20 protein-coding genes are annotated in these 22,572 nt (G+C 62.4%); 4 read left to right on the plus strand and 16 right to left on the minus strand.

Annotated features, from left to right (window positions below):
- Positions 1-6 precede the first annotated feature (6 nt).
- The 4 genes from tolQ to IYW40_RS18615 all read right to left on the minus strand — a co-directional run bounded on the left by tolQ (position 7) and on the right by IYW40_RS18615 (position 4,751).
- Positions 7-750 carry a protein TolQ gene (gene tolQ / locus IYW40_RS18600; protein WP_196401737.1) on the minus strand — a complete coding sequence of 248 codons (744 nt, stop codon included), beginning with the start codon at positions 748-750 and terminating at the stop codon, positions 7-9.
- Positions 751-1,081: 331 nt separating this feature from the next.
- Positions 1,082-1,432, minus strand: coding sequence for a hypothetical protein (locus tag IYW40_RS18605; protein WP_123175468.1), 351 nt, complete (start codon positions 1,430-1,432; stop codon positions 1,082-1,084).
- A 385-nt stretch (positions 1,433-1,817) separates the two neighbouring features.
- Positions 1,818-2,786, minus strand: a complete 969-nt coding sequence (gene haoB, locus IYW40_RS18610; RefSeq protein ID WP_196401738.1) for a hydroxylamine oxidation protein HaoB — start codon at positions 2,784-2,786, stop codon at positions 1,818-1,820.
- 261 nt (positions 2,787-3,047) lie between these two features.
- Positions 3,048-4,751 carry a multiheme c-type cytochrome gene (locus tag IYW40_RS18615; RefSeq protein ID WP_196401739.1) on the minus strand — a complete coding sequence of 568 codons (1,704 nt, stop codon included), beginning with the start codon at positions 4,749-4,751 and terminating at the stop codon, positions 3,048-3,050.
- Between the two features lie 157 nt (positions 4,752-4,908).
- Here IYW40_RS18615 and IYW40_RS18620 point away from each other — a divergent pair, with 157 nt between their 5' ends.
- Positions 4,909-5,655, plus strand: coding sequence for a metallophosphoesterase (locus IYW40_RS18620; RefSeq protein ID WP_196401740.1), 747 nt, complete (start codon positions 4,909-4,911; stop codon positions 5,653-5,655).
- Between the two features lie 4 nt (positions 5,656-5,659).
- On the opposite strand, the gene IYW40_RS18625 is transcribed toward IYW40_RS18620, so the two are convergent.
- Complete coding sequence (locus IYW40_RS18625; protein ID WP_196401741.1) at positions 5,660-6,037, minus strand: YraN family protein; 378 nt, start codon at positions 6,035-6,037, stop codon at positions 5,660-5,662.
- Positions 6,038-6,441: 404 nt separating this feature from the next.
- On the opposite strand from IYW40_RS18625, the gene IYW40_RS18630 reads away from it, so the two are divergent.
- Positions 6,442-7,566, plus strand: a complete 1,125-nt coding sequence (locus IYW40_RS18630; RefSeq protein ID WP_196401742.1) for a hypothetical protein — start codon at positions 6,442-6,444, stop codon at positions 7,564-7,566.
- A 75-nt stretch (positions 7,567-7,641) separates the two neighbouring features.
- Here the strand turns inward: IYW40_RS18630 and rsmI are convergent, their stop codons facing one another.
- Positions 7,642-8,565: a 16S rRNA (cytidine(1402)-2'-O)-methyltransferase gene (rsmI, locus tag IYW40_RS18635; RefSeq protein WP_196401743.1), complete on the minus strand. Its 924-nt coding sequence runs from the start codon at positions 8,563-8,565 to the stop codon at positions 7,642-7,644.
- 180 nt (positions 8,566-8,745) lie between these two features.
- Here rsmI and IYW40_RS18640 point away from each other — a divergent pair, with 180 nt between their 5' ends.
- Entirely contained in the window at positions 8,746-9,975 is a 1,230-nt protein-coding gene (locus IYW40_RS18640; RefSeq protein WP_196401744.1) for a penicillin-binding protein activator, read from the plus strand.
- A gap of 297 nt (positions 9,976-10,272) precedes the next feature.
- Here IYW40_RS18640 and glyS read toward each other — a convergent pair whose 3' ends face one another.
- The 5 genes from glyS to IYW40_RS18665 all read right to left on the minus strand — a co-directional run bounded on the left by glyS (position 10,273) and on the right by IYW40_RS18665 (position 15,194).
- On the minus strand, positions 10,273-12,549 hold the full coding sequence (gene glyS / locus IYW40_RS18645) for a glycine--tRNA ligase subunit beta (protein ID WP_196401745.1): 2,277 nt from the start codon (positions 12,547-12,549) through the stop codon (positions 10,273-10,275).
- Between the two features lie 9 nt (positions 12,550-12,558).
- Positions 12,559-12,924, minus strand: a complete 366-nt coding sequence (locus IYW40_RS18650; protein WP_246720909.1) for a DUF559 domain-containing protein — start codon at positions 12,922-12,924, stop codon at positions 12,559-12,561.
- 109 nt (positions 12,925-13,033) lie between these two features.
- Entirely contained in the window at positions 13,034-13,996 is a 963-nt protein-coding gene (gene trxB, locus IYW40_RS18655; RefSeq protein WP_196401746.1) for a thioredoxin-disulfide reductase, read from the minus strand.
- Positions 13,997-14,085: 89 nt separating this feature from the next.
- The gene (locus IYW40_RS18660; protein WP_196401747.1) at positions 14,086-14,505 is read right to left on the minus strand and encodes a hypothetical protein; all 420 of its coding nucleotides are present in this window, start codon (positions 14,503-14,505) and stop codon (positions 14,086-14,088) included.
- Between the two features lie 83 nt (positions 14,506-14,588).
- Entirely contained in the window at positions 14,589-15,194 is a 606-nt protein-coding gene (locus IYW40_RS18665) for a hypothetical protein (RefSeq protein ID WP_196401748.1), read from the minus strand.
- 424 nt (positions 15,195-15,618) lie between these two features.
- On the opposite strand from IYW40_RS18665, the gene IYW40_RS18670 reads away from it, so the two are divergent.
- Positions 15,619-15,969, plus strand: a complete 351-nt coding sequence (locus IYW40_RS18670) for a septal ring lytic transglycosylase RlpA family protein (RefSeq protein ID WP_196401749.1) — start codon at positions 15,619-15,621, stop codon at positions 15,967-15,969.
- Here the strand turns inward: IYW40_RS18670 and IYW40_RS18675 are convergent.
- From IYW40_RS18675 to IYW40_RS18695, 5 genes are all read right to left on the minus strand, one after another.
- On the minus strand, positions 15,966-16,736 hold the full coding sequence (locus IYW40_RS18675; protein ID WP_246720910.1) for a hypothetical protein: 771 nt from the start codon (positions 16,734-16,736) through the stop codon (positions 15,966-15,968). The genes IYW40_RS18670 and IYW40_RS18675 overlap by 4 nt on opposite strands.
- A gap of 211 nt (positions 16,737-16,947) precedes the next feature.
- A complete protein-coding gene (locus IYW40_RS18680; protein ID WP_175094938.1) occupies positions 16,948-17,520 on the minus strand; it encodes a hypothetical protein in 573 nt (190 codons plus the stop codon).
- A gap of 336 nt (positions 17,521-17,856) precedes the next feature.
- Positions 17,857-18,063: a hypothetical protein gene (locus tag IYW40_RS18685; protein ID WP_196401751.1), complete on the minus strand. Its 207-nt coding sequence runs from the start codon at positions 18,061-18,063 to the stop codon at positions 17,857-17,859.
- A gap of 14 nt (positions 18,064-18,077) precedes the next feature.
- Positions 18,078-18,728, minus strand: a complete 651-nt coding sequence (locus IYW40_RS18690; RefSeq protein WP_196401752.1) for an ImmA/IrrE family metallo-endopeptidase — start codon at positions 18,726-18,728, stop codon at positions 18,078-18,080.
- Positions 18,729-18,741: 13 nt separating this feature from the next.
- Positions 18,742-22,410: a vitamin B12-dependent ribonucleotide reductase gene (locus IYW40_RS18695; RefSeq protein ID WP_196401753.1), complete on the minus strand. Its 3,669-nt coding sequence runs from the start codon at positions 22,408-22,410 to the stop codon at positions 18,742-18,744.
- Between the last annotated feature and the right edge of the window lie 162 nt (positions 22,411-22,572).

The following is a 22,572-nucleotide window of genomic DNA, read 5'->3' on the forward strand; positions in this document are numbered from 1 at the left end:
CGCTCCTTACGCCGCGCGATCGCGGTTCGAGGAGGCCGTGTGCTGGTCGATCTGCCGCGACAGGATCGCGGAGAACTCGTCGGCGAAGCTTTCCATGCGCGCCTGCGCCTTGGCGACGTCGCCCTGCATCTTGTTGTAGGCGATGAGCGCGGGAATGGCGGCGAAGAGACCGATCGCGGTGGCGAGCAGCGCCTCGGCGATGCCGGGCGCGACGACGGCGAGCGAAGTGTTCTTCGAGGCCGCGATCGAGCGGAACGACGTCATGATGCCCCAGACCGTGCCGAACAGGCCGACGAAGGGCCCGGCCGACGCCACCGTCGCGAGCACGAGCAGATTGGATTCAAGTTTCTCCACCTCGCGGGCGATGGAGACGTCGAGCACCTTCTCGATACGCGCCTGCAGGCCCATGAAGGAGGCGCTAGCGCCCGCCTGGAAGGAGCGTTTCCATTCCCGCATCGCCGCGACGAAAAGCGTCGCCGTGCCGGTCTGCGGCCGCTCGGAGAGCTTGCTGTACAGCTCATCGAGCGAATTGCCTGACCAGAAGCTTTCTTCGAAGCGGTCCATTGCGCGGCGCATGCGCGCGAAAAGCAGCGTCTTGTCGATGATGATCGCCCAGCACCACACCGAGGCGGCGAGCAGTCCGACCATGACGATCTTGACGACGATATGCGCGCCCCAGAACATGCTCCAAATCGTGATGTCGGCGGCGGGAGCGGCGAGAGGGCTCGCGGCGATCTCGGCTGGATTCATGATTTGTCCTTGAGTCGGCAGGCGTTCTACTGCGGCTTTGGCTGCGACGCCCGGTCTATCGCCCGCAATTTCGCCATTTGTGGGGCTGCGATGCGGCGCACAACAAATCATAGGGCTGGGGCATTAACAAGCCGTAAGGCCTAAGCGAGGTTTGGGGGCCAGACGGGCCCGCCTCGCGCTTGCGATGGCTTGCCGAGTGAATTCCAAGGCGGTCAATGAGATTTCGTCGGCCGACGATTAACTATTGGGCGGAAAATCCGCACCGTTTAAAGTGCTATTCGCAACAGAGCCCGACGCCTCCACCTTCGAGCGAAGGCGCCAGGCGTGATCGTTAGGGGCAGGTTCCCCAAATAACGCCCGACCAGATGGGGTTGGGGTTACTGTCGATATACACTGAAACTTTCACGCCATGCGGGATAAAGCTCCCGCAGGTCTCGCCGCAGACCTTTATGCTGGCGCTGATCGGAATGCTCAGCGGGATCGTGATGCACTTTGTTCCAATCACAGGAATATCGACGCAAAGCTGGTGCGTCTGCTGATTGTAACTTCCCTTCACGCAGAACTTTATGGCCAGCGCCAGAGCATTGGGCAGGAGCGCCTGAAACTCCGACGCGCCGCCCTGCGCGGCGAAGCCTGAGACCGTGAAATCAGGAACTTGATTGGATGAGGGATCATTCGCCATAGTAGAAGCCTCCTTGCAATTACAGTTCGACATCAGTGTTACTCCAACGAGAACACATTCGAGGCTAACGCATTCTAAAATGAAAGAGAATGTAAACATTGCTACAGTACAATGAAATTTAGATTGGCAATGTAAACATTGTTGTTTTTATCTACTGTAAACAATATTGGTAAAGTCAATTTTAAACCAGATATGGCTCACTAATTTGGCGTCGCATGGCGTGCGTAGAGAAGCTGTTTGAGAAGGAGGTCGAGTCTTTCGGTAGTAGACCTCAGCGCGATATGCGCGGCGTTCATCGCCGGGCGTCGCGCATGGCGGAATAGCCCCAAGGCATGCCTCAGCAGAAAGATGGATGGACGGACATCGCGCTGCAGTTGCTGACCGACTAATCGTTGAGCTGGTAAATCCACCATCCCTTGAGTTGGTACACGAGGGAAAATCGCGTGAGGGGGGAGGGCAGGGAGGTGGAGAACGGCAACAGCCGCGCAATCAGCCTGTCGCCGTCGCTCTTGCGCTGGAAATAATGCAGCCGCGTGGCGCCGCCCATCGGTTCGACGGCGAAGCCGCCTTCGATCTTTTGATCGCGCATCCATTGTTGCGCGGATTTGATGAGACCGTGCGAAACGCCGGTCGCGGCGAAATCCTTATAGGCGATGGAGAGCTGTTGCGGCCGTGCGGCGGCGAGCATCCACGCGTCCGAAATGCGCACGGCGACATAGGCGGGCTTGCCGTCGGCAAGTTTTTTCAACGCCTCGCTCGCGCGCGCCTCATCGGAGTCGAGCAGCGCGTCCATGAAACGCGTGAAACTATTCGCTGACGAGGTCGGGACTCCCGCGCCCCATCGCGCGCGCTCTGCCGCCCCCGCCGCCGACCAGGCGGCGGGCAACAAAAGTCCGCGCGCCTCTGCGTCGTCGAGCGGCGCGGCGCGGCCAGCGACAAGCCGAATCGCGCGCGAGAAATCCCACCACGCCAGCACGACGGCGTCCTGCGGCGTATGTTCGCGGATTGCGGCAAGAACCTTCGCCGCATCGGCCGCGGAAACTTCGGCGAAGAAGATCGGCTCCGTCACCTGATTGCGCCACGTGAGCGGCGTCAGCCGGCCGGCTTCATCGCGCGCGACGACGCCGGTGGCGAGAGGGCGGCGCTCGTCCTTCGCCGAGACCTCGATCTGCTGAAGGCGCTCGGGCGTAAGTCCAAGGCCTTCGACATCCTTCGCCGCTTCCGCCGAGATCGGCGCGAGCCGGGTTTCAAACGGCGCGGTTGGATTGAGTCCGGCGTAGATCGCCCAGCCGAGCAGGGCGAAGCCGGAGACGATGAGGGCGACGCCGGCGATGAGCCGAATGCGGGGAGTCATGCGAGCCTAACTAATAGAGTTCCGATTGTTTCCGCACCCAAATGTCATTCCCGCGAAAGCGGGAATCCAGAGCAGCAGCCGATTCTATCGCAGAACGCCCCTGGATTCCCGATCGCGCTGCGCGCGTCGGGAATGACATTGCGGGTTCTCGGCGATAACAGCGCCGTCATTGCGAGGAGCGTAGCGACGAAGCAATCCAGAGCTGCTTCGCGACGCTGGATTGCTTCGCTTCGCTCGCAATGACGGCGTTAACGGTGGCGTTCACGAAGCCTTGCGGCGCATGAGCAGACCGGCGCCGGCAAGCATGGCGAGGATGCCCAGACCGCCCGCGATGGCGCGGCGCGTCGTCGAGTCGAGATCGAGGTCGCCGTGCTTCTGGCCGGAGATGCGCTTCAGCTCGGCGCGGATTTCGGCGGCTTCGCGCAGCTTCGTATCCTCGTCGTTGATCTTCGCCGCCGCGCCGATGAGCTGCGACCAGCCCTCCGTATAGGTGTAGCCGCCGGGGTTCATATGCGCGAGCCCCTTATAGTGCTTGATCTGATGGTGCTCCCACATGTCGGCGAAGACATATTCGATCGCGCTCGGATTATTGCCCTTCTGCCAGAACAGCTGGAAGAAGCCGCCCGCGTCGTCCTTCTCGGGCGGAGGCGGCGCCGGCCGGTTCGTCGTCTGACCCGGCAGCAGTTTGTCGTTGTAGAGCTTCACCAACACGCTGCGCGCCGTCTCGGTGATTTCGAGGCCGGAGACGATCCCCTTGTCCATGCCGTCGAGATAGGCGCGCGCGAATCTGTCGGAGTGACAGTTGGAGCAGGTCGAAACCCACGACTCCTTGCGCTGCGTGAACCAGGGGTGGTTGAGGTTTTCCGCGATCTTCGGCATCGGCACGAAGGCCCAGCGCGACTTGCGCACCATGTTGTGCGTGAACTTGCCCTGATACTCCATGTGGCAGAAGGCGCAGGTCGGGGCGTTCATATTGCCCTTTTCCATCGCGTCGGCGAGGCGGACGTTCCAGTCCCATGTGTCGCCGCGCGTCTGATAGATCGTGCCGTGCTTCGAGAGCATGTAGCCCTCGAATTCATTGTGATCGACGCCATTGTGGCAGATGGCGCAGGCCTGCGGCTTACGCGCCTGCACGGCTGAGAATTCGTGCCGCGTGTGGCAGGAGTTACAGGTCGTCTGCGGCGTGTGGCAGAAGGTGCAGCCCTCCGCGACTTCGCGCTGCTCCATCGCCGCCCACACCGCGTTCTCGACATTGGCTTTCATTGACAGCGCGTGTGAGGGATGGCCGGGCTTCCACTGATCTTGCGGCCAGGTGAAGGTGTCGCGCTCGGACTCGCGTTCGGCGAACTGCTGCACATGGCATTGTCCGCAGGCGGCGGCGTCGGGCATCCGCAATTCGGTTTTATGCTGGCCGTGATCCTTGCCGACTCCCATATGGCAGTCGATGCAGCCGACCTCCTTCAGCGGTTCGCCATTCTTGAGCGTTCCCATCGAGCGGAGGTTGTTCTCGACCTCCGTGATCATCGCCTTCTTATAGGCGCGCGCATCCGAGTCCGGCAGATTGCGGATCGCGTCGAGATTGCCATGCACGCTGCCCTTCCAGCTATGCGTCCAGCCGGGCGTCACTTGGCTGTGGCATTCGACGCATTGCGCGCGCTGCGCGTCGACGTCGATCGTCTGCGGCGGCTTATAGAAATCATGCGGATTGAGATATTTCGAGATCGGGATCGGCTCCCAATATTTCGAGAACGAGCCTTTTCCTGCGCCTAGTGATTCGTCGTAGTAGCGCTTGGTCAGCGCATCGTAGAGCTCCTTGGGCGAGGCGGTCTTGGCAAGACCCAGCGCCTTGAAGGTTTCATCCGGCGTGTCCGCAAGGGCCGGCGCGCAGAGGACAAAGGTCACGGCGAACGCGAAGATCAGCGCGAGGCGAGCCGCGTAATGAGAAACCCTTTGTGAATTCAGCATGCTCTCCCTCGCCCCTTCTGCGTCTGGCTGCATTGTCGGGGCCGAGGCGGCCAGAGGAAAGGACCACAGGCTTCCCCGCCGATGAGGCCACCCCCTCAGGCGCCCTCTGGCTCGTCAAAACGCTTGCAGACGATAAATGATGACTTCGGGAGAAGCCATGACAACGCGTTGGTTCCCCTCCGCTTTGAAAACCGCCGAGGCGCCGCCCGGCATGCGCATCTATGCGATCGGCGACATTCATGGCCGCGCCGATCTTCTGCACGTTCTCGCCGAAGCGATCGTCGAAGATCTTGCGGCGCGCCGCTGCGAACAGGCGGTCACCGTCTTCGTCGGGGACTATGTCGACCGTGGACTTGGCTCGAACGGCGTTTTAAAGCGCTTGTCCACCGGGGATTTCCCAACGCCCATCGTCGCGCTGCGCGGCAACCATGAAGAAGCGCTGCTGCGCTTCCTCAACGACGCCGCAGCGCTCGACGACTGGGTCGAAAACGGCGCGCTGACGACGCTGCATTCCTATGGCGTGGACGCCGGCGAGGAGGTGGCGAAAGGCGGAGCCTCACAGGTGCGCGTCAAATTTCTCGCGCATTTCCCAGATGAACATCGCCGCTTTATCGAAGAATCGCGGCTGTGGGCGGAATATGGGGGCTATTTCTTCTGCCATGCCGGCATACGGCGCAGCGCGCCGCTGCATTTGCAGGCTCCCCACGATCTGATGAACATCCGCGAGGGGTTTCTCGACTGCGGCGAATCGTTCGGCAAGGTGATCGTGCATGGGCATACGCCGCATAATAACGTCGAGGATTTGCCCAACCGGATCAATCTCGACACGCACGCGTTCAAGACCGGCGTATTGACTGCGGTGGCGCTGGACGGTTCCGAGCGGCGGTTTATTCAGACCGCGTGAGGCGTCATCCGACGCGCAGCTCGAAGGCGTTTTCGAGGTGACGCGGCAGCCGCCCCGGCGCAACGAAGATCGCGTCGGCGCGCAGCGTATAATTCATCGCCCAAGGGTTCGCGGCGAGCCAGCGCCCTACCGCCTGCGAGAAGCGGCGGTGTTTTTGCGGCGTGATGGCGATGGCGGCGTCATCGAGATCGCCGCGCGCCTTCACTTCGACGAAGACAATCGTGCGGCCGCGCTTCGCGATAATGTCGATTTCGCCGCCATGCGCGCGAAAATTGCGCGCCAGAATTTGATAGAGCCGCGCCCGCAGCCACAGCGTCGCCGCCGTCTCGGCGCGAAGGCCGTAGACATAGGCGGCGCGTCGGGCGTTGGAGTCACCGTTCAACGCAACCACCTCGATATTTATTTGGCTTGTGTTGCATATCGGCCACATACATCCGGTGCGGGTTAGACTACTATGCTCATAGTCAATTACAGTTACACTATCTATCACCTTGCGGAGATTGGTTATGAAACTTTTGACATCAATAATTGCGGGTGCCTTACTTGCCTTGGCTCAAGCTCATCACGTTACTGCCGGAGAAGTGGCCGTATTTAGCCCAAGCGGGTGCACTTGTACTGGAAAACTGTGCACCTGTAAAATGGTGCCAGACGTTGTTTTTTCCACGGAACAGATCGAAGCACTTAGAAACGCGCGCACACCGAGCAAAAACGAAATTGAACAATACAAGGCGACTAAGGTCCCTGGCGCAGGAAATTCACCAGAGTAATCGTCTTTAGGTGATTGACATGGTCAAAATTATGTTGTCGACACGCATGTTTTTACTTGCGATGATGGTTGTTTCAAGTGGGCTTGCAGGCTGCGGCTTGGCGGTTCCCCAAATCAAAGAATTTTGGGACCAGGATTATCCTGGAGACATAGCGACGAACACGCCCCCGGTCTCGGGCACAGCTCAAATCGAATTTGAGATCAAAAAAAGAATCTATTGTGATTTGCGACGCGCCGTTCAGACGGCCAATCAATATAGCGTAAAAGAGATAGATGGTAATAAAACAAAAAGCAGTAGTCTTATTCCGAGTGACTGGGGAGCTCAGGTAAGCTTGACTCTCGAAGTTGACGAATCCTCAACCCTTAACCCGGGTGTTTCTTTAAATACTCCTATGCACAACGCAACAGTCAATTTCGCAGGCGAATACCTGGGACAGGCGAGTCCTTTAACCTCAGCAGCGACATCAGCGGCGACCTATTCCTTTCTCAGTGTTCCTCAGAGCTATGCGTTCGCCCTCGGCGGCAAGCTTTCTTCCACCGCAACGCGAATTGACAAGTTCGATCCCTATTATTCAGTCGCAGAGTTGATGACGCCCATAGGACCAAAAAGCGTCTGTAACGACGCTTTTCCGGAAAATGATCCCTTTGTCGCGATTGGAGTTCTACCGGCATCGAGTTCACCGCTGATCAAAAGCGACCTCGGAATTACGGAATGGCTCGTGGGCGCCATGTTCACGAACAGACATATCCCGTCCGTTCAGCAAACGCCTCTGCCTCCTCCCACCCCAACATCGCTCCGGGATGAACGCGCAAAGCTTCTCAAGCAAGGTTACTCGCCTGGCGAAATTACCCAAATTATGGCATCCAACGCCCCAAAAAGAGGAGGCGGAGGCGGCAAGCCGGATACCGTTACATTGGAAATCAAATTCGTCATCGTAACGAACGGCGACGTTACGCCTACGTGGCGTCTTGTTCGTGTGTCAGGCAATACCGCAGCGCCCTTTTTTGGGATAGGGCGCACACGTATACATGACTTAATAGTTACAATTGGTCCGTCGGGGGTCGCAACGGCAAATACGCATTTAGCTTCTCAGATCGGCAATGCTGTGAGTATTGGCAACAGGAGTGTCCTTGCAGCCCCTTAGTGGGTAAAGCACGAGACTTCCATTCCAGCGAAGTTCGGGATTGTCGGGATATTTTTCGCGCAGTTCGGAAAGCCCTTAGCCTTCGCTATGTTGCTTCGCAGCCGCCAGCTCTAGCGCCCGCGCGTAAACCTGGCGGCGCGGCTGGCCGGTCGCCGCTGAAACCACGCTTGCCGCGTCCTTCACCGAATGCGCCGTGAGCGCCTCTTCGATTTTGGCGTCGAGATCGGCAGCCGCGGTCTGCGCCGCGTCGGCTCCGGGCGGGGCGACGAGCAGCACGATCTCGCCCCGTGGCGGCTCCTCTTCGGCGAGCGTCGCCGCGAGTTCGTCGAGCGCGCCGCGCCGCACCGATTCGAACATTTTTGTCAGTTCGCGGGCGATCGCAGCATTGCGCTTGCCGAGAATCGCCGCGCAATCGGCGAGCGTTTCGGCCAGCCGGCGCGGGCTTTCGAAAAACACCAGCGTTCCGGGAATAGGCGCGAGTTCGGCGAGCCGCGCCCGCCGCGGCCCGCTCTTATGCGGCAGAAAGCCCTCGAAAAAGAAGCGGTCGGTCGGCAGTCCGGCGACGACCAGCGCCGCCAGCACGGCGGAAGGGCCGGGCACCGACGTCACATGCACGCCTTTCTCGAGCGCCTCCTGTACGAGCCTGAAGCCGGGATCCGAGACGAGCGGCGTGCCGGCGTCGGAGACGAGCGCGAGCTTCGCCCCCGCCTCGAGGCGCGCCAGAAGGTGAGGGCGGATGACCCTGGCGTTATGCTCATGATAGGCGACGAGCGGCGTCGAAATCCCGTAATGCGCAAGGAGCGTTTTTGTGACCCTTGTGTCCTCGGCGACCACCGCGTCCGCCGCTGCGAGGGTGGAGAGCGCGCGAAACGAAACGTCCTTCAGATTGCCGATCGGAGTCGCGACAAGGTGCAGTCCCGGCTCGATTCTCTCGGCTTCGGCGCGCAGGCCGAAGGCGGTATAACTCGCAGCAGGCGGAGAAATGGCCTCGATGGTCATGCGCGTCGCTCTTTGTTCGTTTTAAGATACTAGATGTTCGTTTAAGAGGACAAGCGCCAACTGCACGCCAGCCGCAATTCCTCCAAATGGACCGTCTATTGACTTTCGGCTAGGGACTCGGACCCTTAGCGCAGAATAGCCGCGCCATGGCGGGAGCCCCGGGCGCCGCAGGGGGTTTTCATGTCGACATCGTCTTCTCGCGCGCGCGCCTGCGCGTTCACGCGCGGCGCGGCCGTGACGAAGCGCGCTGCGCTCGTCGGCCTTGCGGCCACGCTCGCCGCCTGCAGTCCCACGAGCGGGCCGTGGGCGCCTGGCGTGCGCGATCTAAAGCTCAGTGGCGCGACCCAGACCGCCCCCGCGGAAAGCGAGACGATCGGAACCGGCGCGGTGAAAATCGCGCTGATCGTGCCGCTGACGGGCCCTTCGGGTCCGTCCTCCGTCGGCGCGTCGCTGCTCAACGCCGCAAAGCTCGCCTATGCCGACAGCGGCGCCAATGACGTGACCATCCTCGTCAAGGACGATCGCTCGACGCCGTCGGGCGCCGCCGCGGCGACTCAGGCCGCGATCAACGAGGGCGCCGAAGTGGTCTTAGGTCCGGTGTTTGGCGCCGGCGTCAAGGAGGCCAGCCGGGTCGCGCGTTCCGCCAACAAGCCGATGATCGCCTTCTCGACGGACTCATCGGCCGCAGGCCGCGGCAGCTATCTGCTGTCCTTCCCGGTCGAGGGCTATGTCGACCGGGGCGTCAGCTTCGCGTCGCAGCACGGCAAGAAATCGATCGCGGCGCTGGTGCCCGAAAACGATTACGGCACGCTGGCCATGGCGCAGTTCCAGCAGAGCGCCGCGACTTACGGCATCCGCGTGCCGGTCATCGAGCGCTACAAGCCGGGCTCGCCCGGCGACTCTGTGAAGCGTCTGGCCGCCGTGCGCGATCAGTTCGACGCGCTGTTCATTCCCGAGCAGGCCGAGGCGATGCAGGCGGTGTCGAAAGAGCTCGTGGCGAATGGCATCGATTCCAAGAAGGTGCAGATTTTCGGCACGGGCCTGTGGAACGACGCGCGCACGCTGAGCCTGCCGGCGCTGCAGGGCGCCTGGTTCACGGCCCCGGAGAACGCCGGATTCAACGCGTTCGCGCAGCGCTACAAGGCGAAATACGGGTCCGACCCGGCGCGCGTCGCGACGCTCGCCTATGACGCGGTGTCGCTCGCCATCGCGCTGTCGCGTTCGCAAGGATCGCAACGCTATTCGGAAAGCGTGCTGACCAATCCTTCCGGCTTCAACGGCGCCGACGGCGTCTTCCGCTTCAAGCCGGACGGCGGCAATGAACGCGGATTGTCGGTGCTCGAGATCGGCGGCGGTTCGGCGAAGATCATCTCGCCCGCGCCGCGCAATTTCACCGGGAATGGCGCGTAGGGCAGGGCGGCATCTCCACCTCCCCCTTGAGGGGGGAGGTCGGTCGCCGAAGGCGACCGGGTGGGGGTGAACACCCACCCCGCATTGCTTCTTTTTCCCGCATGCGCGACTCCACCCTCCCCTTGAGGGGGAGGGTCGGCGCGCAGCGCCGGGGTGGGGTGGAGCCGCGTCCGCAAATCATTGCTGTGAAGCCGCGCGGTTCGGCGCGCCTTCTGACGGATTCATCCGGGCTGTCACCCCACCCCGCATTGCTTCGCAATGCGACCCTCCCCCTCAAGGGGAGGGTGGGTTGCGCGGTTACGCCGCTCCCGTCTCTCCCGCGATCTTGCCGAAATCGGCGACGCCCATCATCACGCGGCGCAGTTCGGCAAGCAGCCGCAACCGATTCAGCCGCAGATCGGCGTTGTCGGCGTTGACCGTCACATCGTCGAAGAAGACGTCGACCGGCTCGCGAAGTTTTGACAGCGCGCGCATGGCGCCGGCGAAATCTTCCTTCGTAAGATGTTCGGCGGTCTCTTCGCGCGCGCGGGCGATGGCGGCGGCAAGCTTATGCTCCTGCGGCTCGATGCGCAGGTTCGGCGCATGGCGATGCGCATAGGCGTCCGGCCCGTCCTTCTTTTCTTCGGCTTTCAGGATGTTGCTGGCGCGCTTGTAGCCGGCGAGCAGGTTTTTTCCGTCGTCGGTCGCAAGGAATGTGTCGAGCGCCTCGACTTTGCGGGTGATCATGAGCAGATCGTCCTGTAGCGGCGCGCCTGTCGCCTGCTCCTCATCGGAGTCGGCGAAAGCGACGGCGCCAAGCGCCGCATCTATCAGATCGTGTCTGGCCCCCTTGTCGCGCAAGTAGACCTTCAGCCGATCGATGAAAAATTCGAGAAGGTCATTATCGACGCTGAGCACGGAGAGAAGGCTAGTGCTCGTTGAAATTTTCTCGCTTTTTGTAGCCTTAGCCTTGACGATCGCGCGCTCCAATTTTCTGGTAGAGGCGACGTACCGAAACGCTGCTTCCAAATCGCTTTCCGGGTCGGGCTCGGAAAGGTGCCAAGCGATGCTCGTTTCAAATGCATCCGCAAGGCGAATGCGCAGCTCATTCTCCAACACGATCCTGATGACGCCCAGCGCAGCTCTGCGTAGCGCGTAGGGGTCCTTGCTCCCTGTCGGCTTCTCGTCGATCGCCCAGAAACCGACGAGCGTGTCGAGCTTGTCGGCGAGCGCCACCGCAATCGACACCGGATCGGTCGGAATGCGGTCGTTCGGCCCCTGCGGCTTGTAATGCTCCTCGATCGCCGCTGCGACGCTGGCGTCCTCGCCTTGCGCGCTCGCGTAATAGCGGCCCATCAGCCCCTGCAGTTCGGGAAACTCGCCGACCATTTCGGAAACGAGATCGGCCTTGCAAAGCGTTGCCGCGAGTTCGGCGAGAAAAGCGTCGGCGCCGACGCTCGGCGCAAGCGCCTTCGCCAGCGCCGCGATGCGCTTGACGCGTTCGCCCTGCGTCCCGAGCTTTTCGTGAAAGACGATAGCGTCGAGCTTCGGCAGACGCTCTTCGAGTTTGGTTTTGAGGTCGGTCTCGTAGAAGAATTTTGCGTCCGACAGCCGCGCGGCGATGACGCGCTCATTGCCGGCGACGACCGTCGCGCCACCGTCGGAGGCTTCTATGTTCGAGACGAGGATGAAGCGATTGGTGAGCGCGTCGTCCTTGCGCAGCACGAAACATTTCTGGTTCACGCGGATCGTCGCGCGGATGACTTCCGGCGGAATGGCGAGGAAGCTCTCGTCGAACTTGCCCATGAGCGTCACCGGCCATTCGACGAGTCCCGCGACTTCTTCGAGCAGGCCAGCGTCTTCGACAAGCTCCAGCCCTTGCGCGAAGGCGAGATCCTTCGCGTCGTGCAGGATGATGTCGCGCCGGCGCGCCGCATCGATGACGACCTTGGCGCGCTCCAGCGAGAGCGCATAATCCTCAAAGCGCTTCACGCGAATGGGTTGCGGCGCCAGGAAGCGATGGCCGTGGGTCACATTGCTAGACGCGATTCCGTCGACCTCGAAGCGGACGATTTCGGGAGATTCCGTCTCCGGTCCGAAGGTCGCCACGATCGAATGAAGCGGGCGCACCCAGCGCAGCGAATCTCCGCGCTCGGACGCCGCGCCCCAGCGCATCGATTTCGGCCAGGGAAAGTTTTTGATGATCGCCGGCAGAATCTCGGCGAGCACGTCGATGGTTTCGGCGCCCGCGCGTTCGATCACGGCGACGTAGAACTCACCCTTCTTCGGGTCCTTCGCGATCTTCGCCTGATCGAGCGAGGCGAGGCCGGCGCTTTTCAGAAACCCGGCGATCGCCGCCTGAGGCGCGCCGACGCGCGGACCTTTGCGCTCCTCGCGCAGATCCGGCTGGCGCGAAGGCAGGCCGACCACCTGCAGCGCGAGGCGGCGCGGCGTGGCGTAGGCGGCGGCGCCCTCATAGGTCAGGCCGCGATCGACCAGCGCGTTGGTGACGAGCCGCTTCAGATCGTCAGCCGCCTGCCGCTGCATGCGCGCCGGAATTTCTTCGGAGAAGAGTTCGAGAAGGAGATCGGACATCTGCGCAGTCTATTCCCCTCCCCCCGCTTGCGGCGGGGAGGGGTTAGGGGTGGGGGACTCTATCGTTTGGTAGAGCGCTGCGCAGATCGTGTCCACAACGCTTTCGAGATTGCGCAAAACCTCGTGATTCCAAAACCGCAACACGCGGTAGCCGCTTATCTCAAGAAATCGCGTGCGCTTTTCATCGCGCAGCGCTTCAGCGTCGAAGCCATGCTGCTCGCCGTCTAGCTCGACGACGATGCGCGTGCGATGACATGCGAAATCCGCGAAATAGGGGCCGATCGGCGCCTGTCGGCGGAAATGAACGTTGTTGATTTCGAGCTGTCGGAGCTGTGTCCAAAGCCTGCGTTCTGCCGGCGTCGCTTCGCGGCGCAATTTTCGGGCGCGGGGCGTTCGAGGGTCTGAACTGCGCGCCCCCCCCCCCCTAGCCCCTCCCCGCCGCAAGCGGGGGGAGGGGAATGCAAACGCCCAGTGCGACAATATCTCAGGCGATTTCCTTGACCGCCGGCTTCGGCGCGTCGAGCAGAAACTTCTCGACTTCGAGCGCCGCCATGCAGCCGAGGCCCGCCGCGGTGACGGCCTGACGATAGACTTCGTCGGCGACGTCGCCGGCGGCGTAGACGCCCGGCATGCTGGTGCGCGTCGATCCGGGCTCGACGGCGACGTAGCCCGACGGTTTGATCGTCAACTGGCCGCGGAAAAGCTCGGACGCGGGAGAATGACCGATGGCGACGAAGACGCCGTCCGCCGCAAGCGTGTGAATCGCGCCGGTTGCGACATTCTTGACGCGCGCCCCGGTGACGCTCAGCGGGTTCTCGTCGCCGACGATTTCGTCGATGACGTGATTGAAGAGAATCGAAACGTTTTCCTGCGCCAGCAGACGCTTCACCAAGACGCGCTCGCTGCGGAATTCATCGCGCCGGTGGATGATCGTCACATGCGACGCGAGATTTGAAAGATACAGCGCCTCTTCGACCGCGCTGTTGCCGCCGCCGACGACAAGCACTTTCTTGCCGCGAAAGAAAAATCCGTCACAGGTCGCGCAGGCGGAGACGCCGAAGCCCTTGAACCTTTCCTCGCTCGGCAGACCCAGCCACTTCGCCTTGGCGCCAGTGGCGATGATCAGCGATTCGCAGGTGTATGACTTGCCCGAATCTCCGGTGAGCCTGAACGGCCGCTCGTCGAGATGCGCCTCGACAATGTGATCGGAGACGAGCTTCGTCCCGACATGTTCGGCTTGCAGGCGCATCTGCTCCATGAGCCAGGGCCCTTGGATCGGCTCGGCGAAACCGGGATAATTTTCGACCTCGGTCGTGATCATGAGCTGGCCGCCCTGATCGAAGCCGGCGATGAGCATCGGCTCGAGCAGCGCACGGGCGGCGTAGATCGCCGCCGTATAGCCGGCCGGACCGGAGCCGATGATGATGACGCGCGCATGCTGCGGCATGAGGTGGCCTCGCGAGTGAAGACGCCCGCAATCTAGCCATTATCAGCGTCGCCGCAACCGCTTGGCCGGCCGCCGCGTGGAAGTCCGGCTTACCAGCCCCAACCGCCGTCGCCGCCCCAGCCCGGGCAGACGTTCATCCATTGGCGTCGCCAGCCCCAATGGGTCCACACCCTGCGGATCTGATAGCAGTCGCCATAGCCGGCAGTGGCGTAGCTGGGCCAGCCCCAACCAACGCCCGCGCCGTATCCCGGCGAATAGGCGGGCAGGTCTGTGCGGTAATAGCTCCAGCCCCAAGGCTGGCCCCAGCCCACCGGCCGGCCTGGGCCGGCACGGCCGCCCCAACGGCCGGCCCAGTGGACGCCGGGCAGTATCGCGCCTTGGAAGCCGCCGCCGCCCCAGCCGAAGCCGCGCCATCCGTCCCATCGCTGCGCCTGCGAGGCGCCGGAATGGGCCATCAAGCCAATGAGCAGAGCGCCGGTCGCGGCCGACGCTTTGATTACTTTAGACATCTTCAGCTCCTCTCCCGATGCAAAAACGCCCTCCCAGACCGGGAGGGCGCGTGTGTTTCAAATGCCGACGCGAAGCGATCGGCTTACCAGCCCCAACCGGTGTTCCAGCCGCCCCAACCGCCGCCCCAGCCGGAGCAGACGTTCACCCACTGGGGCCGCCAACCCCAATTGGTCCACACGCTGCGAAGCTGGTAGCAGCCGCCGTAGCCGATGTTGGAATAATAGGGCGAACCCCAACCCAAGCCATATCCGGCGCCGATCAGGCCCGCGCCATACCACGGCCAATAGGAGCGCGCCCACGGACGTCGCCAGCCCCATCCGCCGCCCCAACCGCCGATCACAGGCCTGCCCCAGCCGCCGCCCCAGCCGGCGCGGCGCCATCCGCCGCCCCAGCCGGGGCCGCGCCAGCCGCCGCCGCCCCAGCCGCCTCTAAAGCCCCCGCCGGGCAGAACCGCGCCACGGAAGCCGCCGCCGAAACCGCCGCCCCTGAAGCCGCCAAATCCGCCGCCAAGTCCGCCGCCGTGTCCGCCGCCGAAGCCGCCGCCCCTGAACCCGCCGAAACCGCCGCCGCCGAACCCGCCGCCTCGGCCGCCAAAGCCGCCCCTTTGCGCCTCAGCGATGTCCGTATGGGCCAGCAACCCGATAACCAGCGCGGCCGTCGCGACCGCCGTTTTGACCGATTGAGACATTTCCAGCTCCTGATCGTGGTCTCAACAGTTGCGCTGGCGGGCGAAAATCCATGCGCGGTCCTGGCGCGCTGAATATTCGCCGCCAACCCCGCCAACGTCACTAAATCGCGCGCGGCGCACGCACTTCAAGAAGCTCTGCCTTCGACGCTTGAGCAGGGGGAAGAGTCTCCTGCTGAAAATAGTTCTGAAGTGTTGCGCTTATGTCACAGGCCTAAAAGACGTGTTTACGCAGAGTAGTCATGTCGGTCAAAGACAAGAATAAGCAGTAATGGAACAATGTTAGTTTAAGTTCGGTTTCATCATTCTCTGAAGTGCTCAGTGACGGGCCGCGTGGCGCTTTTGATCTCGCCATTGTTTGGTCACGAGCGATTTCTATTGGCGACAGATCTGCGGAGTCGCTTGCGGCCTTTGCAAGGAGAATGTTGTGAAAAAGTTTGTGTCCGGAGTTCTGGCCCTTGGCGCCGTCAGCCTATTCGCGTCCACGGCGACGAAAGCGGGTGAGTGGGTCGGCCAAGCGTCCTATTACGCGCACAGGGGGCGCACGGCGAGCGGCGCGCATGTCGGCGCCCTTACGGCCGCCCATCGGACATTGCCGTTCGGATCGAAGGTGCGGGTGACCAATTTACACAACAATCGTTCGATCGTCGTCACGGTGAACGATCGCGGACCGTTTACGCGCGGCCGGGTTATTGATGTCTCCGTCGCGGCGGCTGACAGCCTCGGATTCAGATCGGCGGGCGTCGCGCATGTCAGGGTGGAGCAGGTCGCGGACTAATATCGCCACCAGAATGCGCTGATCAGACCGCGCTCGGCGGGCGAGTTGACGCCCCCGATCGCGGCGATCGCGCCGATCTGCAACGAAAGCGACGCGGTCACGTCGTAGACCGCGCTCAGCTGAAATTTCTGCGCGGCGACGACGCCCGCCGGGCCGCCTCTCGGCGCAAAGCCGGAGAAGCTTTGGGCGAGTAGCAGGATCGGGGGCAGGGGGCGCAGGCCGGCGGTGAGGTCGGCGCGGATCTCATCGCCATTCTGTCCGCGCGACCGATACCCCAGCTGCGCGTCGACAAAGCCGGGAAAGCCGAAAAGCTCGAAGGGCCGGCCAACAAGCAGCCGCAGGTCGGCCTGCACGGGATCGCGCATATCGAGGAACCGCCGCGCCGCCGGCGAGGCCGCCCGCACGCCCGCCTGCAGCGAGACGATGTAATCGCCCCAGGTGAAGAGCAGCGTCCGCGCGCCGAGAGCGCCTAACCCCAGGCCTTCATAGCGTGCGCCCGGCGGTCCTTGGAGCGACAGCGGCAGGCCGGCCTTGGCTTCCTCGACGAGCAGGTTGAGGTGGTCGTAGGGCGCCGCGGCGCCACGGAAATTCATATAGCCGCCTTCGGCGACGATCGTCAGCCAGTCGAAGAGGCCGTGCTCGATATATACGCGCGTCTCGAACTTGCGATAGGAGGGCGTCTGGATCAGTCGGCCCTTGGCGTCATAGGCTTTGCGCGCGTCGGCGAAGGTCGTGGTGACGATCGCCTGTCCTGCGCCGGGCGGCATGAGCCAAGCGCCAGCGAAGGCCGACCGCGCCGCAATGGCCCAAAAGCAAAAAAAAATGAAAATCGCCAAGGCACGCATGGAGACACGCATGGAGACACGCATGGCGTCACGCATGGCGTCACGCACAGGAACCCGACCGCCGCCGATCGGCCGCGGGCCTTACAATGCAATGATAAAAGCGATGCGCGCTGTTGACAATCGACGGCTGCGCTTATGCTCCCACATGCGCATGCACGTCGCGGCCGCCGTGACGCTGCATGATTTCCATCGCCGCGCGTTCGCGCTCGTCGTTCCAGACGCGGGCCCAAAGCAGCAGTCCGCCATGCTTCAACTGTGACTGCGCCCATTTGGTCTGGCGGTCGCCGACGAGCTTCGAAGCCAGCAGGCCCAAAATGCCGGCTGCGCCGCCGGTCAGCAGTCCAACCGCGATGGCGCTGGTCAGCGACAGGCCCCAGGCAAGCGTTACTCCTGCGCCGATGAAGGCGCCGACGTAGAACAGCACGCCGACGATCGAGGCCTTGCCGATATTGAGCGACTCGCTGTCGATGTAAGGCGTGCGCGGCGCTCTGGGGCTGTCTTCAAGCGAGTCGGCGCTCACGTCCGTGTCGCCGAGCTTTTCGCGCACTTTGTCCTCTTCGGCGAGAAGGCTGATCTCCGAGCGGTCGAAACCGCCGGTGAGAAGATCGTCGATCGCCGACTGCAGCGTGTCGACGGTGTCGAACAGGCCGACGACCTCGCGCAGCTCATGGCGTTCTTCAGGGGTGGTGGCTCTCTTCGCGTCCATGTTTCTTGCTCCTGCGCGGCGATTTGGCGCGCGGCCGCGCTCTTGATTAAACAGAGCGGCGCGCCCGGTCTTCAAGAGGCGTCGGGCAGGGAAAATTGTTGGGAGGGGGAAAAGCTGGTGGCCAGACGCGCCGACGGTTGCCCTTCGGCCTTTGAGACGCGAGCTTCGGCGCTCGTCATGAGGGGCCTTGGGTTGCGTAGCGTGCAAGGTGTTGTCGACGCTTTCCGCTCGCGACCACAGAGCGCCAACAAAGCAGTCCTCATCCCGAGGAGCGCCCGTAGGGCGCGTCTCGAAGGACGAGGACTGCGCCCTTTTAGTTTACGCACGCGATGACTTTCACTTGTCCCAGTTCTCAGGCGACTTCGGAGTGTCGCGCCCGTCGGGCTCCTTTGCGACGCCTTTGAAAGGTCCCGGCGTTTGCTTCACTTCCATAACACGCCCATTGTGCTCATCACGTTTTTGCCAGAGTCCATCCGGACGCTTGAACTGCGTGCGTCCGCTCACAGCGCCGCGTCGGAAATCATCTCCCGTGTTCTTTGCCATTCTTGCCTCCAACTTCAGCTGCGCCCAATAGCGGTGCCGCAGGTCTCGCACTTCAAATTCGTGCCATTGCCCACGACGGCGAAATTGCCGCACTCGGGACAGGCCTCGCCAACACAACTTACACGGCGACTCTTGAGACGAGACATTCTGTCTGCGGCGTACATTTCGGGAAAATCGAATTGGTGACACAGGCTCACTTGGTCTTTGCACCTGCCCGCAAGATGATCGGGTGCCAAGAACTGATCCGCGAACCAGTTTGCTTGTGGTTCCGCGCGTTCTTCCTCGGGCCAAGCCTTGAGATGTTCCCTGTTGTCTTCCGAAAAGGCTTGCCGATAATGACCGTGCAGAAAGATATGCCCAAGTTCGTGCGCCAGTATGAAGCGCGACTTTGGTTCTCCTAAGCGAGCATCCATCCAAATTTCCTGATGAACGTGCAACGTTAACCGCGGTTTGAAGGAAACCCACGCCAGATCCTCAGCGTCATACTTAAACAGATCGAGATGGAGGACACCTAACTGTCCTATCGTTCTACCAACGAGGCATTCGATCTGTTTTGTAATGTCGAATGTATAGTAAGCATCGATCCCAAGCCACCGACGAAGTTTGCGTGCTTCTTCCCCTACCGTCTCGTATCGGCGGTGTTTAACTTTGCAATCAGTTGCCATGGTGTTCGTCCCCTCACGAACACCCCGTCGTCGCGCCGCAGGTCTCGCACTTCAAACACGTGCCGTTGCGCACCAGCGTGAAGTTCGCGCACTCGGGGCAGGCTTCGCCGACATAGCCTTTCATGCGCGCTTCGGCGCGTTTTTCGGCGACGCCGGTGACGCTCTTCGTCGGCTCGGTCCAGCCCAGCGTCGAGGTCGGGTCGTCCGCCTCATGCGCCGCGTCCGGCGTCTCGCGCAGGGCGACCGCGCCGCCGATGTTTCGAGCGGTGCCAAAAGCTTCGCCGCCTTGCACCACCATCAGCCGGTCGGTCTTGGAGCGCAGCAGACCGCGCGAGACGACGGAATTCGTCTCCGGCGCCTTGCCCTCATGCTGGCCCTTGCCGAGCACGTCATGGCCGATGTCTTCGGGCGAGACATGCGCGAGATCGTTGCGGCCGAGATAGGAGACGGCAAGCTCGCGGAACACATAGTCGAGGATCGAGGTCGCGTATTTGATCGCGTCATTGCCCTGCACCGGACCCGCGGGCTCGAAGCGGGTGAAGGTGAAGGCGTCGACATATTCCTCGAGCGGCACGCCATATTGCAGGCCGAGCGAAATCGCGATGGCGAAATTATTCATCAGGCTTCGGAAGGCCGCGCCTTCCTTGTGCATGTCGATGAAGATTTCGCCCAGCCGCCCGTCTTCATATTCGCCCGTGTGCAGATAGACCTTGTGGCCGCCGACCGTCGCCTTCTGAATGTAGCTCTTGCGCCGGTTCGGCAGCTTCTCGCGCTCGCGGATCACCTGATGCACGACGCGCTCGACGATGCGTTCGGCGATGGCCGCCGCGCGCGCCGGCATATTGGCGGTCACGAGTTCCTCGACGACGTCCATCGCGTCGATGTCGTCGTCGCCGGCGATGAGCTGCGCCGAGAGCGGCTGCGAGAGCTTGGAGCCGTCGCGATAGAGCGCATTGGCCTTGAGCCCGAGGCGCCACGACAGCAGATAGGCCTGTTCGCAATCCTCGATCGAGGCGTCATTCGGCATATTAATGGTCTTGCTGATCGCGCCCGAGATGAAGGGCTGCGCCGCCGCCATCATGCGGATATGCGAGTCGACCAGAAGATAGCGCTTGCCGGTGCGCCCGCAGGGATTGGCGCAATCGAACACCGGATAATGCTCGCGCTTCAAATGCGGCGCGCCCTCCAGAGTCATCGCGCCGCAGATATGGACATTCGCGGCGTCGATGTCGGCGCGCGAGAACCCCAGATGGGTCAGCAGATCGAAGTTCTTGTCGTCGAGCGCGGCCGCTGGAACTTTCAACACGCCGGTGAGAAAATCCTGCCCGAGCGTCCATTTGTTGAAGACGAATTTGATGTCGAAGGCGCTGCGCAGCGCTCCTTCCACCGCCGCGATCTTCTCGTCCGTGAAACCCTTCGCCCGCAGGCTCGTGGTGTTGATCGCGGGCGCGTTGGAGAGCGAGGCGTGGCCGACGGCATAGGCCTCGATCTCGGCGATCTCGCTCTCGCGATAGCCGAGCGAACGCAGCCCTTCCGGCACGGCGCGGTTGACGATCTTGAGATAGCCGCCGCCGGCGAGCTTCTTGAATTTGACGAGCGCGAAATCGGGCTCGATGCCGGTCGTGTCGCAATCCATCACGAGGCCGATGGTGCCGGTCGGCGCGACGACGGTGACTTGCGCATTGCGATAGCCGTAGAGCTCGCCTTGCGCGAGCGCTCTGTCCCAGGCGGCGGCGGCGTGTTCGACCAAGAGCTGATCGGGGCAGGAGGCGACGTCAAGCGGCACCGGCGTGATCGCCAGTTGCTCATAGCCGACGCGTTCGCCATGCGCGGCGCGGCGATGATTGCGGATGACCCGCAGCATCGCTTCGCGATTTTCCATGAAGCGCGCGAAGGGGCCGCGCTCCTTGGCCATTTCGGCGGAGGTCGCGTAGCACACGCCCGTCATGATCGCCGAAAGCGCGCCGGCGATGGCGCGGCCGGCGTCGCTGTCATAAGCGACGCCAGACGACATCAACAGGCCGCCGACATTGGCGAAGCCGAGGCCCAGCGTGCGGTAGTCATAGGACAGCTGCGCGATTTCCTTTGAGGGAAACTGCGCCATCAGCACCGAGATTTCGAGCACGACGGTCCACAGCCGCACGGCGTGCTCATAGGACTCGACGTCGATGCGCTTGGTCTCGAGATCGCGGAACTGCAGCAGATTGAGCGAGGCGAGGTTACAGGCCGTGTCGTCAAGGAACATATATTCCGAACACGGATTCGACGCGCGAATGGCGCCGCCCGCCGGGCAGGTGTGCCAGTCGTTGATCGTCGTGTGGAACTGGATTCCCGGATCGGCGGACGCCCAGGCGGCGTAGCCGATCTTCTCCCATAGATCGCGGGCTTTCAGCGTCTTCGCCGGCTTGCCGTCGAGGCGCTTGATGAGGGTCCAGTCGCCGTCCTTCTCGACCGCCTGCAGGAACTCATCCGTGACGCGCACGGAGTTGTTGGAGTTCTGACCCGAGACGGTCAGATAGGCTTCGCTGTCCCAGTCCGTGTCATAAGTGTCGAAGTGAATGTCCTTGTAGCCCTGCTTGGCGAATTGAATGACGCGCTTGATGTAATTGTCCGGCACGTCGTTTTTGCGCGCGAGCTTGATCTCGCGTTTCAGCGCCGGATTGATCTCGGGGTTGAAACAGTCGTCGCCAGGCCCTTCGCAGTTCATGCAGGCGCGCATGATCGCCTTCAGATGCTTCTTGACGATCTTCGAGCCGGTGACCAGCGAGGCGACCTTCTCCTCCTCCTTCACCTTCCAGTCGATGAAGGCTTCGACGTCGGGATGATCGATGTCGACGACGACCATTTTCGCCGCGCGCCGCGTCGTGCCGCCGGATTTGATCGCGCCCGCCGCGCGGTCGCCGATCTTGAGGAAGGACATCAGGCCCGAGGACGAGCCGCCGCCGGAAAGCTTCTCCTTCTCGCCCCGCAGCTTGGAGAAATTGGTGCCGGTGCCGGAGCCGTATTTGAACAGCCGCGCCTCGCGCACCCAGAGATCCATGATGCCGCCGTCATTGACGAGATCGTCGGCGATCGACTGGATGAAGCAGGCGTGCGGCTGCGGATGCTCATAGGCCGATTTCGACTTCACCATCTTGCCGTTGGCGTAGTCGACATAGAAGTGCCCCTGGCTCGGCCCGTCGACGCCATACGCCCAGTGCAGGCCGGTGTTGAACCATTGGGGGGAATTGGGCGCCGCCATCTGCATGGCGAGCATGTAGCGAAGCTCGTCGCTGAACGCCTGGGCGTCTTCCTCGGTATCGAAATAGCCGCCCTTCCAGCCCCAATAGGCCCAGGCGCCGGCGAGACGGTCGAAGACCTGCTTGGCCGAGATTTCGGAGCCGTTGCGCTGGTCCTTGGGGAGTTCGCTGAGCGCTTCCGCGTCGGCGACCGAGCGCCACAGGAAGGACGGGACGGCGTTCTCCTCGACGCGCTTCAAGCGCGCCGGCACGCCGGCCTTGCGGAAATATTTCTGCGCCAGAACGTCGGCGGCGACCTGGCTCCACTGGTTGGGGACGTCGATATTGTCGAGGGAAAAGACAATCGAGCCGTCGGGGTTGCGGATCTCGCTCTTCGTCGTGCGGAACGGAATGTTCGCATAAGGAGATTCGCCCGCCTTGGTGTAGCGCCGCTCAATTTTCATCGTCTCATCCCCTCAATGCGCAGGCGTCCGCCCGCACGCAGCCGTTCGCTGGCCCGCGACGCAATTTCTTGCCAATTCTGAACTCGAAAGACGCGCGCCCCGCGCTGGCGGATGGATACGCCGCGATTGAAAGCACGCCGAAAACGAGGATCACGCCCACGC

It is taken from the genome of Methylocystis sp. H4A (genome assembly GCF_015709545.1).
Taxonomy (GTDB): domain Bacteria; phylum Pseudomonadota; class Alphaproteobacteria; order Rhizobiales; family Beijerinckiaceae; genus Methylocystis; species Methylocystis silviterrae.

Coding starts and splice junctions, on each gene's coding strand:
- glyS (WP_196401745.1), bottom strand. CDS start 12,549: ATGTCCGATCTCCTTCTCGAACTCTTCTCCGAAGAAATTCCGGCGCGC.
- IYW40_RS18680 (WP_175094938.1), bottom strand. CDS start 17,520: ATGGACGCGAAGAGAGCCACCACCCCTGAAGAACGCCATGAGCTGCGC.
- IYW40_RS18695 (WP_196401753.1), bottom strand. CDS start 22,410: ATGAAAATTGAGCGGCGCTACACCAAGGCGGGCGAATCTCCTTATGCG.
- IYW40_RS18685 (WP_196401751.1), bottom strand. CDS start 18,063: ATGGCAAAGAACACGGGAGATGATTTCCGACGCGGCGCTGTGAGCGGA.
- IYW40_RS18665 (WP_196401748.1), bottom strand. CDS start 15,194: ATGTCTCAATCGGTCAAAACGGCGGTCGCGACGGCCGCGCTGGTTATC.
- IYW40_RS18690 (WP_196401752.1), bottom strand. CDS start 18,728: ATGGCAACTGATTGCAAAGTTAAACACCGCCGATACGAGACGGTAGGG.
- rsmI (WP_196401743.1), bottom strand. CDS start 8,565: ATGACCATCGAGGCCATTTCTCCGCCTGCTGCGAGTTATACCGCCTTC.
- IYW40_RS18620 (WP_196401740.1), top strand. CDS start 4,909: ATGACAACGCGTTGGTTCCCCTCCGCTTTGAAAACCGCCGAGGCGCCG.
- trxB (WP_196401746.1), bottom strand. CDS start 13,996: ATGCCGCAGCATGCGCGCGTCATCATCATCGGCTCCGGTCCGGCCGGC.
- tolQ (WP_196401737.1), bottom strand. CDS start 750: ATGAATCCAGCCGAGATCGCCGCGAGCCCTCTCGCCGCTCCCGCCGCC.
- IYW40_RS18605 (WP_123175468.1), bottom strand. CDS start 1,432: ATGGCGAATGATCCCTCATCCAATCAAGTTCCTGATTTCACGGTCTCA.
- haoB (WP_196401738.1), bottom strand. CDS start 2,786: ATGACTCCCCGCATTCGGCTCATCGCCGGCGTCGCCCTCATCGTCTCC.
- IYW40_RS18675 (WP_246720910.1), bottom strand. CDS start 16,736: ATGCCGCCCGGCGCAGGACAGGCGATCGTCACCACGACCTTCGCCGAC.
- IYW40_RS18630 (WP_196401742.1), top strand. CDS start 6,442: ATGGTCAAAATTATGTTGTCGACACGCATGTTTTTACTTGCGATGATG.
- IYW40_RS18640 (WP_196401744.1), top strand. CDS start 8,746: ATGTCGACATCGTCTTCTCGCGCGCGCGCCTGCGCGTTCACGCGCGGC.
- IYW40_RS18660 (WP_196401747.1), bottom strand. CDS start 14,505: ATGTCTAAAGTAATCAAAGCGTCGGCCGCGACCGGCGCTCTGCTCATT.
- IYW40_RS18615 (WP_196401739.1), bottom strand. CDS start 4,751: ATGCTGAATTCACAAAGGGTTTCTCATTACGCGGCTCGCCTCGCGCTG.